The 16,085-nt window shown below is 72.4% G+C and carries 14 protein-coding genes; 10 read left to right on the plus strand and 4 right to left on the minus strand.

Features of this window, described 5'->3' with window-relative positions:
• The first annotated feature begins 74 nt into the window (after nucleotides 1-74).
• The 9 genes from uvrC to HPC71_RS09830 all read left to right on the plus strand — a co-directional run bounded on the left by uvrC (nucleotide 75) and on the right by HPC71_RS09830 (nucleotide 8,788).
• Nucleotides 75-2,087, plus strand: coding sequence for an excinuclease ABC subunit UvrC (gene uvrC, locus HPC71_RS09790; protein ID WP_171896625.1), 2,013 nt, complete (start codon nucleotides 75-77; stop codon nucleotides 2,085-2,087).
• The gene (rapZ, locus tag HPC71_RS09795; RefSeq protein WP_154611723.1) at nucleotides 2,084-2,956 is read left to right on the plus strand and encodes an RNase adapter RapZ; all 873 of its coding nucleotides are present in this window, start codon (nucleotides 2,084-2,086) and stop codon (nucleotides 2,954-2,956) included. The genes uvrC and rapZ overlap by 4 nt, the downstream gene beginning before the upstream one ends.
• The gene (locus HPC71_RS09800) at nucleotides 2,953-3,957 is read left to right on the plus strand and encodes a gluconeogenesis factor YvcK family protein (protein WP_253943979.1); all 1,005 of its coding nucleotides are present in this window, start codon (nucleotides 2,953-2,955) and stop codon (nucleotides 3,955-3,957) included. Before rapZ ends, HPC71_RS09800 begins: the two co-directional genes overlap by 4 nt.
• Nucleotides 3,958-4,003: 46 nt before the next feature.
• Nucleotides 4,004-4,990 (plus strand): DNA-binding protein WhiA, encoded by a 987-nt coding sequence (gene whiA, locus HPC71_RS09805; protein ID WP_154611721.1) that lies wholly within the window; start codon nucleotides 4,004-4,006, stop codon nucleotides 4,988-4,990.
• A gap of 123 nt (nucleotides 4,991-5,113) precedes the next feature.
• The gene (gene gap, locus HPC71_RS09810; protein WP_171896626.1) at nucleotides 5,114-6,112 is read left to right on the plus strand and encodes a type I glyceraldehyde-3-phosphate dehydrogenase; all 999 of its coding nucleotides are present in this window, start codon (nucleotides 5,114-5,116) and stop codon (nucleotides 6,110-6,112) included.
• A gap of 20 nt (nucleotides 6,113-6,132) precedes the next feature.
• The gene (locus HPC71_RS09815) at nucleotides 6,133-7,344 is read left to right on the plus strand and encodes a phosphoglycerate kinase (RefSeq protein ID WP_154614587.1); all 1,212 of its coding nucleotides are present in this window, start codon (nucleotides 6,133-6,135) and stop codon (nucleotides 7,342-7,344) included.
• The gene (tpiA, locus tag HPC71_RS09820) at nucleotides 7,344-8,138 is read left to right on the plus strand and encodes a triose-phosphate isomerase (protein ID WP_154611720.1); all 795 of its coding nucleotides are present in this window, start codon (nucleotides 7,344-7,346) and stop codon (nucleotides 8,136-8,138) included. Before HPC71_RS09815 ends, tpiA begins: the two co-directional genes overlap by 1 nt.
• A gap of 29 nt (nucleotides 8,139-8,167) precedes the next feature.
• Nucleotides 8,168-8,404 carry a preprotein translocase subunit SecG gene (secG, locus tag HPC71_RS09825; protein WP_171896627.1) on the plus strand — a complete coding sequence of 79 codons (237 nt, stop codon included), beginning with the start codon at nucleotides 8,168-8,170 and terminating at the stop codon, nucleotides 8,402-8,404.
• A gap of 24 nt (nucleotides 8,405-8,428) precedes the next feature.
• Complete coding sequence (locus tag HPC71_RS09830; RefSeq protein WP_171896628.1) at nucleotides 8,429-8,788, plus strand: RNA polymerase-binding protein RbpA; 360 nt, start codon at nucleotides 8,429-8,431, stop codon at nucleotides 8,786-8,788.
• 85 nt (nucleotides 8,789-8,873) lie between these two features.
• On the opposite strand, the gene pgl is transcribed toward HPC71_RS09830, so the two are convergent.
• From pgl to tkt, 4 genes are read right to left on the minus strand one after another with little or no spacing between them, the layout of a single operon-like run.
• Entirely contained in the window at nucleotides 8,874-9,638 is a 765-nt protein-coding gene (pgl, locus tag HPC71_RS09835; RefSeq protein ID WP_154614426.1) for a 6-phosphogluconolactonase, read from the minus strand.
• The gene (gene pgi, locus HPC71_RS09840) at nucleotides 9,635-11,317 is read right to left on the minus strand and encodes a glucose-6-phosphate isomerase (RefSeq protein WP_171896629.1); all 1,683 of its coding nucleotides are present in this window, start codon (nucleotides 11,315-11,317) and stop codon (nucleotides 9,635-9,637) included. The genes pgl and pgi overlap by 4 nt, the downstream gene beginning before the upstream one ends.
• On the minus strand, nucleotides 11,314-12,420 hold the full coding sequence (tal, locus tag HPC71_RS09845) for a transaldolase (protein ID WP_171896630.1): 1,107 nt from the start codon (nucleotides 12,418-12,420) through the stop codon (nucleotides 11,314-11,316). Before tal ends, pgi begins: the two co-directional genes overlap by 4 nt.
• Before the next feature lie 51 nt (nucleotides 12,421-12,471).
• Nucleotides 12,472-14,565 (minus strand): transketolase, encoded by a 2,094-nt coding sequence (tkt, locus tag HPC71_RS09850; RefSeq protein ID WP_394370157.1) that lies wholly within the window; start codon nucleotides 14,563-14,565, stop codon nucleotides 12,472-12,474.
• 154 nt (nucleotides 14,566-14,719) lie between these two features.
• Here tkt and HPC71_RS09855 point away from each other — a divergent pair, with 154 nt between their 5' ends.
• Nucleotides 14,720-15,676, plus strand: a complete 957-nt coding sequence (locus tag HPC71_RS09855) for a heme o synthase (protein ID WP_171896632.1) — start codon at nucleotides 14,720-14,722, stop codon at nucleotides 15,674-15,676.
• Nucleotides 15,677-16,085 lie beyond the last annotated feature (409 nt).

Here is a 16,085-nt window from a genome sequence, read left to right on the forward strand (position 1 = left end):
TCCAGTCGACTCAGAACGGACAGGCCGGACGCGCCGGGACCGGTGCTGTCGGTCCCGGACCGTAGGGTTGTGGGGTGCCTGCCGCTCCATCCCCACGCTCCGCCCGCGGGCCGTTGTCCTACCGTCCCGAGCCCGGCTCCATCCCGACCCAGCCCGGCGTCTACCGGTTCCGCGACTCCCGCGGCCGCGTGATCTACGTCGGCAAGGCCAAGAACCTGCGGTCCCGCCTGTCGTCGTACTTCCAGGACATCGGGAACCTCCACCAGCGCACCGCCACCATGGTCACCACCGCCGCGAGCGTGGAGTGGACGGTGGTCAACACCGAGGTCGAGGCGCTCCAGCTGGAGTACTCCTGGATCAAGGAGTACGACCCGCGCTTCAACGTCAAGTACCGCGACGACAAGTCCTACCCGTGGCTGGCGGTGACCGTGGGGGAGGAATACCCCCGCGTGATGGTCGGGCGCGGCGCGAAGCGGAAGGGCACCCGCTACTTCGGCCCCTACAGCCACGCGTGGGCGATCCGCGAGACCGTCGACGTGCTGCTCCGGGTCTTCCCGATGCGCTCGTGCAGCAACGGCGTCTTCAAGCGCTCCGCGCAGATCGGCCGGCCCTGCCTGCTCGGCTACATCGACAAGTGCGCGGCGCCGTGCGTGGGCAACGTCAGCGCCGAGGAGCACCGCCGCATCGTCGAGGACTTCTGCGACTTCATGGGCGGCCAGACCCGCCCGTTCATGCGCCGCATCGAGAAGGAGATGTACGCCGCGTCCGACGCGATGGACTTCGAGAAGGCCGCGCGGCTGCGCGACGACCTCGGGGCGATGCAGCGCGCGCTGGAGAAGCAGGCCGTGGTGCTCGGCGACGGTGCGGACGCCGACGTGATCGCGCTGGCCGAGGACCCGCTCGAGGTGGCGGTGCAGATCTTCTACGTCCGCGGCGGTCGGATCCGCGGCCAGCGCGGCTGGGTCGCCGACCGCGTCGACGAGGGCGACACCCCCGAGCTCGTCTCGGACTTCCTGCTCCAGCTCTACGCCGGCGACCCGGAGTCGGTGCCCCGGGAGATCCTCGTGCCGGCCCTGCCGCCGGACGTGGAGATCTTCGAGGAGCTCCTCTCCGACCTGCGCGGCGCCAAGGTCGCCATCCGGGTGCCGCAGCGCGGCGACAAGAAGACGCTCCAGGAGACCGTGGCGCGCAACGCCTCCCAGGCGCTCGCGCTGCACAAGACCAAGCGCGCCAGCGACCTCACGACCCGCAACCGGGCGCTGGAGGAGATCCAGCAGGCCCTGGAGCTCGACGAGGTCCCGCTGCGCATCGAGTGCTACGACGTCTCCAACCTCCAGGGCACCGAGGTCGTGGCGTCGATGGTGGTCTTCGAGGACGGCCTGGCGCGCAAGGGGGAGTACCGCCGGTTCGTCATCCGCGGCGTCGACGGACAGAACGACGTCGCCTCGATGCACGAGGTGATCACCCGCCGCTTCCGCCGGCTGCTCGACGAGCAGGCCCGCTCCGAGCTGCGTCCCGGCGACGGGACGAGCGGCCCGATGCTGGTCGACCCCGATACCGGCCGGCCGCGGAAGTTCGCCTACGCCCCGGGCCTCGTGGTCGTCGACGGCGGCCCGCCGCAGGTCGCGGCCGCGCAGCGCGCGCTCGACGAGCTCGGCATCGACGACGTACCGGTCTGCGGGCTGGCCAAGCGCCTGGAGGAGGTCTGGCTGCCCGGGCAGGAGGACCCCGTCATCCTGGCCCGGTCCTCCGAGGGCCTCTACCTGCTCCAGCGGATCCGCGACGAGGCGCACCGCTTCGCCATCACCCACCACCGCTCGCGCCGGTCGAAGTCGATGGTCGAGAGCGTCCTCGACGACGTCCCCGGTCTCGGCGAGGTGCGCCGCAAGACCCTGATGAAGCACTTCGGCTCGCTCAAGAAGCTCCGCGAGGCGACCGTCGAGGAGATCGCGACCGTGCCGGGCATCGGCCAGCGGACCGCGACCTCGATCAAGGACGCCGTCGCGGCGTCCGGCTCCGGACGCGCGGCAGGGGCCACCATGAGCGTGAACACCGCGACCGGCGAGATCACCGAGGAGGACGCATGAGCGAGCAGACCCCACCGGGTGAGCTGGTCGTCGTGACCGGGATGACCGGCGCGGGCCGGAGCACCGCGGCCAAGGAGCTGGAGGACCTCGGCTTCTACGTCGTCGACAACCTGCCCCCGAGCCTGCTGCGCGACGTGGTCCGGCTGGTCGACGAGAGCTCCGGGCCCGGTCAGCCGATCGCGGTCGTCGTCGACGTGCGCTCCGGGTCGTTCTTCCAGACCCTCCAGGCCAACCTCGCCCAGGGGGCGACCGGGCGGCACGCCACGCTGATCTTCCTCGACGCCAACGACGAGGTGCTGGTCCGCCGGCAGGAGGCCGTCCGGCGGCCGCACCCGCTCCAGGGCACCGGCCGCCTCCTCGACGGCCTGCAGCGCGAGCGGAAGGTGCTCGCCGACCTCCGCAGCGGCGCGGACCTGGTCATCGACACCAGCGCCCTCAACGTCCACCAGCTCACCCGGGCCATCGCCAGCTCCTTCGGCAAGGCCGACAAGGTGCGGCTGAGCGTCGCGGTGATCAGCTTCGGCTTCAAGTACGGCATCCCCATCGACGCCGACTTCGTCGCCGACATGCGCTTCCTGCCCAACCCGCACTGGATCCCCGAGCTGCGGCCCCACACCGGCCGCGACGCCGACGTCGCCGACTACGTGATGACCCGGGACGGCGCCGAGCAGTTCCTCGACGGCTACGTGCCCGTGCTCGCCGGGGTCGCCAAGGGCTACCTGCGCGAGGGCAAGCGCTTCATGCGGGTGGCGATCGGCTGCACCGGCGGCAAGCACCGCAGCGTCGCGATGACCGAGGAGATCACCCGCCGCATGTGCGAGCTGGGGTACGACGCCCGGGCGATCCACCGCGACCTGGGGCGCGAGTGAGCACTCCGGCGGGCGTCCCGGTCGACCCGTCGTCGACCGACCGCGCCCAGGCCGTCGTGGCGCTCGGCGGCGGGCACGGGCTGCACGCGTCGCTGAGCGCGCTGCGGCGGCTCGTCGACGACCTCACCGTCGACGAGCTGACCGCGGTGGTGACCGTCGCCGACAACGGCGGCTCCTCCGGCCGGCTGCGCGGTGAGTTCGGGGTGCTGCCCCCGGGCGACCTGCGGATGGCGCTGGCGGCCCTGTGCGGCGAGGACGAGTGGGGCGACACCTGGGCGCGGGTGCTGCAGCACCGGTTCGCCGGCAACGGCGAGATGCGCGGCCACGTCGTCGGGAACCTGCTCATCGTCGGCCTCTGGGAGCTGCTCGGCGACCACGTCGACGCGCTCGACTGGGTCGGCCGGCTGCTGGAGGCCAAGGGCCGGGTGCTGCCGATGGCGCTCACCCCGATGGACATCACCGCGGAGGTGCGGGGGCTGCGCCCCGGCGACCCCGACGCGCTGACCACGGTGCGGGGCCAGGTGGAGGTCGCGACCACCGACGGGGTCATCGACTCCATCCGGCTCGACCCGGCCGACCCGCTGGCCTGCCCCGAGGCGGTCGCCGCCGTGGAGGCCGCCGACTGGGTGCTGCTCGGGCCGGGGTCCTGGTTCACCTCGGTCATCCCGCACCTGATGGTCCCGGCCCTGCGCGAGGCACTCGTGCGGACGCGGGCCCGGGTCGTGGTCAACCTCAACCTCGCCGAGCAGGCGGGGGAGACCGGTGGCTTCGGCCCGGCCGACCACCTCGCGGTGCTCGCCGAGCACGCCCCCGAGCTGGTCGTCCACACCGTCCTGGCCGACCGCGCCGGCGTCGGCGACGGCCTCGAGGAGCTCGAGCACGTCGTCGCCGCGCACGGCGCGAAGCTGGTCGTCGACGACGTCGCGGTCGGCGACGGCACGCCGCGGCACGACCCGGCGAAGCTGGCCGCGGCCTACGAGCGGATCTTCGCCGCCGGGTGAGGCGGTTGCCGCCTGCGGTCGTTGACCCGCGTGGGAGGATGCGCCCATGGCGATGACGGCACAGGTGAAGGCTGAGCTGGCGAACACCCAGATCACGAAGACCTGTTGTCGCAAGGCGGAGGTCGCCTCGATGCTCCGCTTCGCCGGCGGCCTGCACATCGTGAGCGGGCGGATCGTCGTGGAGGCCGAGCTCGACACCGGCGCCGCCGCCCGCCGGCTGCGCAAGGACGTCGCCGAGGTCTACGGCCACCAGTCCGACGTGGTGATGGTCCAGGGCAACGGCATCCGCAAGGGCAGCCGGTACCTCGTGCGCATCGTGCGTGACGGGGAGTCCCTGGCCCGCCAGACCGGCCTGCTCGACCAGCGCGGCCGGCCCGTGCGCGGGCTCCCGCCGGCCGTCGTCTCCGGTGGTGGCTGCGACGCGGTCGCGGCCTGGCGCGGGGCGTTCCTCGCGCACGGCTCGCTCACCGAGCCCGGCCGCTCCTCTGCCCTCGAGGTGACCTGCCCGGGCCCCGAAGCGGCCCTGGCGATCGTGGGCGTGGCCCGCCGGCTCGGCATCCAGGCCAAGGCGCGCGAGGTGCGCGGCGTCGACCGCGTGGTCATCCGCGACGGCGACGCGATCGGCCAGCTGCTGACCCGCCTCGGCGCGCACGAGTCGCTCATGGCCTGGGAGGAGCGCCGGATGCGGCGCGAGGTCCGGGCCACCGCCAATCGGCTGGCGAACTTCGACGACGCCAACCTGCGCCGCTCGGCCCGCGCCGCGGTCGCCGCGGGCGCCCGGGTCGAGCGGGCGATGGAGATCCTCGGCGACGAGGTCCCCGACCACCTGAAGATGGCCGGCGCGCTGCGCCTGGAGCACAAGCAGGCCTCGCTCGAGGAGCTCGGCCAGCTGCACGACCCGGTGCTCACCAAGGACGCCATCGCGGGGCGGATCCGCCGCCTGCTGGCGATGGCCGACAAGCGCGCCGAGGAGCTCGGCATCCCCGACACGGAGTCCTCGCTGACCCCGGACATGCTGGCCGAGGAGGTCTGAGCCGGGGCCGCGGCCGCACCCCGGCCGCGGGCCGCGTCGTACGACGGACGCGGCGGTCCCGGCACCGGCCCGCTTCGGTAGGCTCGGTCACACCGCACACCCGAGGAAACAGGAGCAACCGCAGTGACTGTTCGCGTAGGCATCAACGGGTTCGGCCGGATCGGCCGCAACTTCTTCCGCGCCGTACGGGCGTCCGGTCTCGACATCGAGATCGTCGCCGTCAACGACCTGACCGACAACACGTCGCTCGCCCCGCTGCTGAAGTTCGACTCGATCCTGGGCCGGCTGGACGCCGACGTGACGGCCTCCGCGGACGAGATCCGCGTCGGGGACCAGGTCATCAAGACCTTCGCTGAGCGCGACCCCGCCAACCTGCGCTGGGCCGACCTGGGTGTCGACGTCGTCGTGGAGTCCACCGGCTTCTTCACCGACGCCACCAAGGCCCGCGCGCACGTCGACGCCGGCGGTGCCAAGAAGGTCATCATCTCCGCGCCGGCCTCCAACGAGGACGTCACGGTCGTCATGGGCGTCAACCACGAGTCCTACGACCCCGCGGCGCACACCGTCATCTCCAACGCCTCCTGCACCACCAACTGCCTCGCCCCGATGGCCAAGGCGCTGCACGAGGGCCTCGGCATCAACAAGGGCCTGATGACGACGATCCACGCCTACACCGCGGACCAGAACCTCCAGGACAACATCCACAAGGACCCGCGCCGCGCCCGGGCCGCCGCGCTCAACATGGTCCCGACCTCCACCGGTGCCGCCAAGGCCATCGGCCTGGTGCTGCCCGAGCTCAAGGGCAAGCTCGACGGGTACGCCATGCGCGTCCCCGTGCCCACCGGCTCGGCCACCGACCTCACCTTCGAGGCCTCCCGCGAGACCTCGGTCGAGGAGGTCAACGAGATCGTCAAGGCCGCCGCGGACGGCAAGTTCCTCAAGTACTCCACCGACCCGCTGGTCTCCACCGACATCGTCACCGACCCGGCGTCCTGCATCTTCGACGCCCCGCTGACCAAGGTCATCGGCAACCAGGTCAAGGTGCTCGGCTGGTACGACAACGAGTGGGGCTACTCCAACCGCCTCGCGGACCTCATCTCCTACGTCGGCGAGACCCTTTGACCGTGGCGCGCTACACCACCCTGGCCGACCTCGTCGCGCAGGGGGTCGCGGGCAAGCGGGTGCTCGTCCGCTCGGACCTCAACGTCCCCCTCGACGGCAGCACGATCACCGACGACGGGCGCATCCGCGCCAGCGTCCCGACCATCCGCACGCTGGCCGAGGCCGGCGCGCGGGTGGTCGTGACCGCCCACCTCGGGCGTCCCAAGGGCGCCCCGGACCCGGCGTACTCCCTGCGTCCGGTGGCCGCGCGCCTCGGTGAGCTGCTCGGCCAGGAGGTCGCCTTCGCCGGCGACACCGTCGGCGAGTCGGCCCACGAGACCGTGCAGGCCCTCGAGGACGGTCAGGTCGCGGTCCTCGAGAACGTCCGCTTCAACGCGGGGGAGACCAGCAAGGACGACGCGGAGCGGGGTGCGTTCGCCGACCGGCTCGCGGCGCTCGGCGACGCGTTCGTCTCCGACGGCTTCGGCGTCGTGCACCGCAAGCAGGCTTCGGTGTACGACGTGGCGCAGCGGCTGCCGCACGCCCTCGGTGGGCTCGTGCAGGCCGAGGTCGACGTGCTGCGGCGGCTGACCGAGGAGCCCGAGCGGCCCTACGTGGTCGTGCTCGGCGGGTCGAAGGTCTCCGACAAGCTCGGCGTCATCGACAACCTGCTCGGCAAGGCCGACAAGCTGCTCATCGGCGGCGGCATGGTCTTCACCTTCCTCAAGGCCCAGGGCTACGAGGTCGGCAAGAGCCTGCTCGAGGAGGACCAGGTCGACGTGTGCCGGGAGTACCTCCAGCGCGCCGCCGAGAGCGGCGTCCAGCTGATCCTCCCGACCGACGTCGTCGTCGACACCGCGTTCCCCTCCGGGGACCGGACGCCCGAGCCGCGGGTCGTGGCCGCCTCGGAGATCCCCTCCGACGCCCTCGGCCTCGACATCGGGCCGGACTCCGCCCGCGCCTTCGCCGGCGCGCTGGTCGGCGCCCGCACGGTCTTCTGGAACGGCCCGATGGGCGTCTTCGAGGTGGCCGCGTTCGCCGACGGCACCCGGGCGGTCGCCCAGGCGCTGACCGAGGTCACCGCGGAGGGCGGCCTGTCCGTCGTCGGCGGCGGCGACTCCGCGGCCGCGGTGCGCACCCTCGGGTTCGACGAGGCCGCCTTCGGTCACATCTCCACCGGCGGTGGCGCCAGCCTCGAGTACCTCGAGGGCAAGGTGCTGCCCGGCATCCAGGTCCTGGAGGACGACGAGTGATGGCAGCCAAGCGCACCCCGCTGATGGCGGGGAACTGGAAGATGAACCTCAACCACCAGGAAGCGGTGGTGCTGGTCCAGAAGCTCGTGTGGACGCTCTCGGACAAGCGCCACGACTACGCCAAGGCCGAGGTCGTCGTGGTCCCGCCCTTCACCGACCTCCGGTCGGTGCAGACCCTGGTCGACGGCGACCGGCTCTCGATCAAGTACGGCGCCCAGGACGTCTCGGTCCACGAGTCCGGCGCCTACACCGGCGAGATCTCCGCCGGGATGCTGGCCAAGCTCGGCTGCTCCTACGTCGTCGTCGGTCACTCCGAGCGGCGCGAGTACCACGCCGAGACCGACGCGGTCGTCAACACCAAGGCCCACCGGGCGCTCGCGGCCGGCATGACGCCGATCGTGTGCGTCGGGGAGGGCCTGGAGGTCCGCCAGGCCGGCCAGCAGGTCGAGCACTGCGTCGCCCAGGTCACCGGCTCGCTCGCGGGCTTCACCGCCGAGCAGGTCGCCGGCCTGGTCGTCGCCTACGAGCCGGTCTGGGCGATCGGCACCGGCGAGGTCGCCACGCCGGACGACGCCCAGGAGGTCTGCGCGGCGATCCGTGCCAGCATCCGCGGCTCGTTGGGCGACGAGGCGGCCGACGGCGTCCGCGTGCTCTACGGCGGTTCGGTCAAGGCGGCCAACGTCGCCGGGATCATGACGCAGCCCGACGTGGACGGCTGCCTGGTCGGCGGGGCTAGCCTGCAGGCCGAGGAGTTCGCCGGGATCTGCCGCTTCTACGACATGCCGGTCCTGTGACCGGCAGCCGTTGACGTAGGATCCCAGCCGTGGAACTCCTCTTCACCGTCATCCTCATGCTCACGAGCGCCCTGATGATCCTCCTCGTGCTCCTGCACAAGGGTCGTGGCGGCGGTCTGTCCGACATGTTCGGTGGTGGCGTCTCCAGCTCGCTGGGCGGTTCGTCCGTCGCCGAGCGCAACCTCGACCGCCTCACCGTCGGCATCGGTGTGATCTGGTTCGCGACCGTCATCGCCCTGGGCCTTCTCTTGGCCTACCAGGGTTAGAAGCTCCGGAAAGGGAGTACGCACGTGGCTGGTGGAGGAAACGCGATTCGCGGGAGTCGGGTCGGTGCTGGCCCGATGGGCGAGGCCGAGCGTGGCGAGGCCGCGCCTCGTCAGGCGATCACCTACTTCTGCTCCAACGCCCACCGCTCGGTGGTGACGTTCTCCGTCGAGGCGACCGTCCCCGAGTCGTGGGACTGCCCGAAGTGCGGCCTGCCGGCGAGTGTCGACTCCGACAACCCGCCGCCGGCGCCGAAGATCGAGCCCTACAAGACCCACCTGGCCTACGTGAAGGAGCGGCGCTCCGACAAGGAGGCGGCCGACATCCTCGACGAGGCGCTGCAGCTGCTGCGGTCGCGCCGGAAGTCGGGCGACCTCATCTTCTGAAGGTCCGTCTCTGGGACTTGGTCTCTGAGTGCACAACGTCCTCGGTCCGCGGTGCGGGCCGAGGACGTTGTCCTTGGGTGGCCGGCTACAGGCGCGAGGCCGAGGCGCGGTCGAGGAACCAGATGGTCTCCTCGCCGCCGGTGACGCCCACGGCCGGCACGTCGTGGACGTCGGCGGCCTCGCCGCCGGCGCCGGTCCGCCCGGCCAGCGCGCGGGCCACGGCCTCGGCCTTGCCCTCGCCGCTGACCAGGAACCACAGCGCGCGGTTGCGGTTGAGTGCCTCGAAGGTCAGGCTCACCCGCTCCGGCGGCGGCTTGGGGGAGTCGTGCACCGCGACCGTGGTGGCCCCGCGGACGTCCAGCGCCGGGTGGCCGGGGAACAGCGAGGCGACGTGGGCGTCGGGCCCCAGGCCCAGCATCACGACCTCGAGCTCGGCCGCGCCCGCGGTCGCCAGCGCCTCGGCGTACGCCGCCGCAGCCTCCTCCACCGTCGCGCACTCGGCCGTGGTGGGCACCTCGTGGACGTTCTCGTCGGAGACGCCGATGACCGAGAGGAACGCCTCGCGCGCCTGATCGGCGTTCCGGTCCGGGGAGCCGGGCTCGACGAACCGCTCGTCGCCCCACCACACGACCACGCGGGTCCAGTCGACCTCGGAGCCCGGCGCGAGCCGGGCGATCTCGCGGTGCACGACCTCGGCGATGCTGCCGCCGGTGAGCGCGATCTGCGGCACCCGGCCGGCGGCCTGGGCGTCGGCGAGCCGGCTGAGCAGCTCCCCGGCGACGGCGGTCGCGAGGGCGCGGTCGTCCTCGTGCACCTCGATGCGCGGGCTGCTGGAGGCGGGGATGGTCATCGGCGCCGGTGCTCCCGGTAGTAGGCGATGAGGGCGCGGGTGGAGGGGTCCTGCTCGGCCAGCGCGTCGGCATCCCCGGCGATCGCCGGGCCCACCTGCTGCGCGAGCTGCTTCCCGAGCTCCACGCCCCACTGGTCGAAGCTGTCGATCCCCCAGACGACGCCCTGGACGAAGGTGATGTGCTCGTAGAGCGCCACGAGCTGGCCGAGCACGGCAGGGGTCAGCTCGGGCGCCATGATCGCGGTGGTCGGCCGGTTGCCGGAGAAGACCCGGGCGGGGACGACGGACCCCTCGGTCCCCTCGGCGCGCACCTCCTCGGCGGTCTTGCCGAACGCCAGCGCCCGGGTCTGGGCGAGGAAGTTGGCGAGGAACAGCTCGTGGACGTCGGCCTCGCCGTCCGCGAGCGGGAAGGCGGGGTTCGCGAAGGCGATGAAGTCGGCCGGCACGAGCCGGGTGCCCTGGTGGAGGAGCTGGTAGAACGCGTGCTGCCCGTTGGTGCCGGGCTCGCCCCAGAAGACCTCGCCGGTGCCGGTGGTGACGGGGCTGCCGTCCCACCGCACGCTCTTGCCGTTGGACTCCATCGTCAGCTGCTGGAGGTAGGCCGGGAACCGGTGGAGCAGCTGGGAGTAGGGGAGCACCGCGTGCGTCTGGGCGCCGAGGTGGTCGACGTACCAGACGTTGAGCAGCCCCATCAGCAGCGGGACGTTCCGCGCCGGCTCGGCGGTGCGGAAGTGCTCGTCCACGGCGTGGAAGCCGGCGAGCATCTCGGCGAACCGGTCCGGCCCGACCGCGATCGCCAGCGAGAGGCCGATCGCGGAGTCGAGGGAGTAGCGGCCACCGACCCAGTCCCAGAAGCCGAAGGCGTTGTCGGGGTCGATGCCGAAGTCGGCGACCTTGTCCAGGGCGGTGGACACCGCGACGAAGTGCTGCGCGACGGCCGCGCGCTCGTCGAGGTCGTCGCCGACGCGCTCGCGCAGCCCGTCGAGCAGCCACGCCCGGCACAGCCGGGCGTTGGTCAGGGTCTCCAGGGTGCCGAAGGTCTTGCTGGAGACGACGAACAGCGTGGTGGCCGGGTCGAGCCCGGCGAGGGTGGTCGCCGCGTCGGTGGGGTCGATGTTGCTGAGGAAGCGGCACTCCAGGCCCTCCTGGCGGTACGCCGCCAGGGCCTCGTAGGCCATGACCGGCCCCAGGTCGGACCCGCCGATGCCGATGTTGACGACCGTGCGGACGGGCTCGCCGGTGACCCCGGTCCACTCCCCGCTGCGGACCCGGTCCGCGAACGCGTAGACCCGGTCGAGCACCGCGTGCACGTCGGCCACGACGTCCTGGCCGTCGACCTGCGGCCGCTGGTCGGCCGGGGTGTCGCGGGGGAGCCGCAGAGCGGTGTGCAGGACGGCACGGTCCTCGGTGACGTTGATCCGCTCCCCGCGGAACATCGCCTCCCGGCGCGCCGCCAGCCCGACCTCGTCGGCGAGGTCCAGCAGCGCGCCGAGGACGGCGTCGTCGGCCAGGGACTTGGACAGGTCGACCAGCAGGTCCCCGGCCCGGTGCGTCCACCGCTCGACGCGGCCGGGGTCCTGGGCGAACCAGCCGCGCAGGTCGGGGGAGAAGCCCTCCGCCAGCGCCGCCAGCCGCGCCCAGGCCGCGGTCGAGGTCGGGTCCACCGGCCCAGCGGTCACGCCCCGGCCTTCTCCATCTGGCCCTGCACGGTCTCGACGAGCTCGGTCCAGGACTTCTTGAACTTCTCCACGCCCTCCTGCTCCAGGGCGAGCAGCACGTCGTCGAAGTCCACGCCGACCTCGGTCAGCCGCTCCAGCAGCGCGCGGCCCTCGCCGCCCTTGCCGGTGACGACGTCGCCGAGGACCTCGCCGTGGTCGGCGAACGCCTCGAGGGTCTTCTCCGGCATCGTGTTGACGGTCTCGGGGACGACCAGCCCGGTGACGTACATCGTGTCCTCGTAGTCGGGGTTCTTCACCCCGGTCGAGGCCCACAGCGGGCGCTGCATGTTCGCCCCCGCGTCGGCCAGCGCGCGCCACCGGTCGGAGGCGACGACCTCGGCGAAGGCGTCGTAGGCCACCAGCGCGTTCGCGACGGCGGCCTTCCCGCGCAGCGCCAGCGCGATCTCGGTGCCGACCGCCTCGAGGCGCTTGTCGACCTCGGTGTCGACCCGGGAGACGAAGAACGAGGCGACCGAGCGGATCCGGGAGAGGTCGTGGCCGGCCTCGCGGGCCTGCTCCAGCCCGGTGAGGTAGGCGTCCATGACGGTGCGGTAGCGCTCCTCGCTGAAGATCAGCGTCACGTTCACGCTGATCCCCTCCGAGATCGCGGTGGTGATCGCCGGCAGGCCCTCGAGGGTCGCCGGGATCTTGATCATCGCGTTCGGTCGGTCGACGGCTGCCCACAGCTGGCGGGCCGAGGCGATGGTGCCCTCGGTGTCGTTGGCGAGGTCGGGCTCGACCTCGATCGAGACCCGCCCGTCGTGGGCGGTGCGCTCGGCCACGGGGGCCAGCACGTCGCAGGCGTTGCGGACGTCCTCGGTGGTCAGCTCGAAGACCACCTCCTCGACGGGGCGGCCGTCGGCGACGAGCTTGCGCACCTGCTCGTCGTACCGCTCGCCGTTGGCGATGGCCGAGGCGAAGATGGTCGGGTTGGTGGTCACCCCGACGACCGAGCGGGACGCGACGAGGTCGGCGAGGTTGCCGGTCTCGATCCGCTCCCGCGAGAGGTCGTCGAGCCAGATCGAGACGCCGGCGTCAGCCAGGGCCTGCAAACGATCACTCACTGTGGATCCTTCCTGGAAGTCGATGCTGCCGGTACCCGCGGGCTCGCGGCGTCACTCGGTGGCGATGCGGAGGCTGTCCTTCGCGGCGTCGGCGACCGCGCGGGCGGTGATGCCGTACTCCTGGTAGATCCGGGCGTAGTCGGCCGAGGCGCCGAACCGGTCGATGGAGACGATCTTGCCGTGGTCGCCGACGTACTCGCGCCAGCCCTGCTTCACGCCGGCCTCGACCGAGACCCGGGCCTTGACGGTCGGGGGCAGCACGGTCTCGCGGTACGCCGTCGACTGCTCCTCGAACCACTCCAGGCAGGGGAGCGAGACCACGCGCGCGGCGATGCCGTCGGCGGCGAGCAGCTCGCGGGCCTCGACGGCCAGCTGCACCTCCGAGCCGGTGCCCATGAGGATCACGTCGGGGTCGCCGCTCTCGGCGTCGACCAGGACGTAGCCGCCCTTGGCGACGTCGTCGGTCGTGGCGAAGCCATCCGTGCCGCGCGGGAACACCGGGACGTTCTGGCGGGTCAGCGCCAGGGCGGCCGGGCGGTCGACGTGGCGCAGGATCTGCAGCCACGCGGCGGCCGTCTCGTTGGCGTCGGCCGGGCGGACGACGTCGAGGCCCGGCATCGCGCGCAGCGAGGCCAGGTGCTCGATCGGCTGGTGGGTCGGGCCGTCCTCGCCGAGGCCGATCGAGTCGTGGGTCCACACGTAGGTGACGGCCAGCTGGCTCAGCGCCGCCACCCGGACCGCGCCGCGCATGTAGTCGGAGAAGGTGAGGAAGGTGCCGCCGAAGACGCGGGTCAGCTTGTCGGCCGCGATTCCGTTCATGATCGCGCCCATGCCGTGCTCGCGGATGCCGAAGTGGAGGACGCGGCCCTGGTGGGGGTCGCCGGTCCAGTCGCGGGTGCTGCGGCCCTCGGGGATGAACGACGGCGCCGAGGTGATGGTGGTGTTGTTGGAGCCGGCCAGGTCGGCCGAGCCGCCCCACAGCTCGGGCAGGACCGGGGCGAGGGCGTTGATGACCTTGCCGGAGGCCGAGCGGGTGGCGACGCCCTTGGCGTCGGGCTCGAAGGTCGGCAGGGCGTCGGCGATGCCCTCGGGGAGCTCGCGGGCCTTGAGCCGGTGCAGTAGCTCGGCGCGCTCGGGGTTGGCGGCCGACCAGGCGGCGTACCGCTCGTCCCACTCCTGGCCCCAGCCGGAGCCGCGGGTGCGCAGGGCGCGGGTGTGCTCGAGCACCTCCGGCGGCACCTGGAAGCGCTGCTCGGGGTCCCAGCCGAGGATCTCCTTGGTGGCCGCGACCTCCTCGTCGCCCAGCGCGCTGCCGTGCGCCTTCTCGGTGCCCTGCGCGTTGGGCGCGGGCCAGGCGATGATCGTGTCGAGCACGATGAGCGAGGGCCGGTCGGTGACCTCGCGGGCCTCGACGATCGCCTGGTGGAGGGCGGGGACGTCCTCGCGGTACTTCTTGCCGCCGTTGGTCCAGTCGACGGTCTGCACGTGCCAGCCGTAGGCCTCGTAGCGCTTGGCGACGTCCTCGGTGAACGCGACGTCGGTGTCGCCCTCGATCGAGATCCGGTTGCGGTCGTAGATCACGGTGAGGTTGCCCAGCTGCTGGGTGCCGGCGATCGAGGACGCCTCGCCGCTGACGCCCTCCTGCAGGTCGCCGTCGGAGCACAGCGCGTAGACGTGGTGGTCGAACAGGCTCTCGCCCTCCGCGGCGTCGGGGTCGAGCAGGCCGTGCACGCGACGCCCGGACATCGCCATGCCGACGGCGTTCGCGACGCCCTGGCCGAGGGGGCCGGTGGTCACCTCGACGCCCGCGGTGTGGCCGAGCTCGGGGTGGCCGGGGGTCTTGGAGCCCCACGTGCGCAGCGCCTTGATGTCCTCGAGCTCGAGGCCGAAGCCGCCGAGGAAGAGCTGGGTGTAGAGGGTGATGCTGGAGTGCCCGCAGGAGAGCACGAAGCGGTCGCGCGCGATCCAGGTCGGGTCGGCGGGGTCGTGCCGCATCACCTTCTGGAAGAGCAGGTAGGCGACCGGCGCCAGGCTCATCGCGGTACCCGGGTGGCCGTTGCCGACCCGCTGGACCGCGTCCATCGCCAGCACCCGGGCGGTGTCCACCGCCTTGTCGTCGAGGTCGTTCCACTCGAGGTCGGGCACAGTCGTCACGGGGAGCCTTTCGAAGTACGGAGCAGGGGACGGCGAGAGACCGCTCACACCGGGGTGGCGATCGGGCTCGGGCGTTTCCGAGCCTACTGACACCGGGGTCTAGACTCACAGCCGCTCCACGCTCCCGATCCCACCCGAGGAACCCGTGACCTACGTCGGCCAGTCGGCCACCGCCTCCGAGCGGAACGAGTCCGGCGAGCCGACCCCGAAGGCCGGCCTTCGCGACGTCGTCGCGGCGTACGTCGGGCTCACCAAGCCCCGCGTCATCGAGCTGCTCCTGCTCACCACCGTCCCGGTGATGTTCTTCGCCGACCGCGGCGTCCCCGAGCTCGGCCTGGTGGTCGCCACCGTCATCGGCGGGACGTTCTCGGCCGGGTCGGCGTCGGTGTTCAACTGCGTCTACGACCGCGACATCGACGAGCAGATGCGCCGCACCCGGCGCCGTGCGCTGCCGCGCCACATCGTCTCGCCGGCCGCCGCGCTGGTCTTCGGCGTGATCCTCGCGGTGCTCTCGACGGTGATCCTCGCGGTGTGGGTGAACGGCCTCTCCGCGGCTCTGTCGCTGGGCGCGAACGCCTTCTACGTCTTCGTCTACACGATGCTGCTCAAGCGGCGCACGACCCAGAACATCGTCTGGGGCGGGCTCGCGGGCTGCTTCCCGGCGCTCATCGGCTGGACCGCGGTCACCGGCGAGCTCTCCTGGACGCCGATCGTGCTGTTCCTGGTCGTCTTCTTCTGGACCCCGCCGCACACCTGGGCGCTGGCGCTGCGCTACCGCGAGGACTACGCGAACGTCGACGTCCCGATGCTGCCCGTGGTCAAGTCGGCCCGCGAGGTCGGCCGCCAGGTCGTCCTCTACAGCTGGGTCATGGTCGCCACCTCGCTGGTGCTCTGGCCCGTGGCCGACACCGGCCCGGCCTACCCCGTCGCCGCCGCCGTCCTGGGCGCGGTCTTCCTCCTCGAGGCCCACCGGATGCACGCCCGGGCCCGCGACACCGAGGACCTCACGGTGATCCAGCCGATGCGGCTGTTCCACTCCTCGAACCTCTACCTCTCGCTGCTCTTCGTCGCGGTCGCGCTCGACCCGCTCCTCACCCGCTGACCCCCACCCCCGCTGGTCGAGCAGGCGAGCGCCAGCGACCCCGCCCGCTGGTTGAGCAGGCGAGCGCCAGCGAGCCGTGTCGAAACCCGGTGAGCCGACTGCGGCCGCGGGGACGGGCGTCCGCCTGCGGCGTACGTCGGGTGGTGGGGGGTCGGGGCCTGCGGCTCCCGCCGGGCGGGCAGGGCCCGGTCTACCAGGCCTGCGCTCGTGCCTCGCTCCGGCCCGCCAGACCCAACCACGACCGGGCCTGCCCGCCCGTCGTCCGCCTCCGGCCCCGACCTGCGCGGCGTACCCGTCCTGCGATCCGCGGCGCCGGCCGGTCTCGCTCCGGCGGACGTCGTGCGGAGCGTGGCGCTCGTCACCTCGCAGGTGTCAAGCGTGACCATGCCGGGCATAGTCCGTTGTGACT

The sequence above is a fragment of the Nocardioides marmotae genome (genome assembly GCF_013177455.1).
Taxonomy (GTDB): domain Bacteria; phylum Actinomycetota; class Actinomycetes; order Propionibacteriales; family Nocardioidaceae; genus Nocardioides; species Nocardioides marmotae.

What these genes read in the sequence shown, in the direction of transcription:
- tpiA (WP_154611720.1), top strand. Translation starts at nt 7,344, where the DNA reads ATGGCAGCCAAGCGCACCCCGCTGATGGCGGGGAACTGGAAGATGAAC.
- pgl (WP_154614426.1), bottom strand. Translation starts at nt 9,638, where the DNA reads ATGACCATCCCCGCCTCCAGCAGCCCGCGCATCGAGGTGCACGAGGAC.
- whiA (WP_154611721.1), top strand. Translation starts at nt 4,004, where the DNA reads ATGGCGATGACGGCACAGGTGAAGGCTGAGCTGGCGAACACCCAGATC.
- rapZ (WP_154611723.1), top strand. Translation starts at nt 2,084, where the DNA reads ATGAGCGAGCAGACCCCACCGGGTGAGCTGGTCGTCGTGACCGGGATG.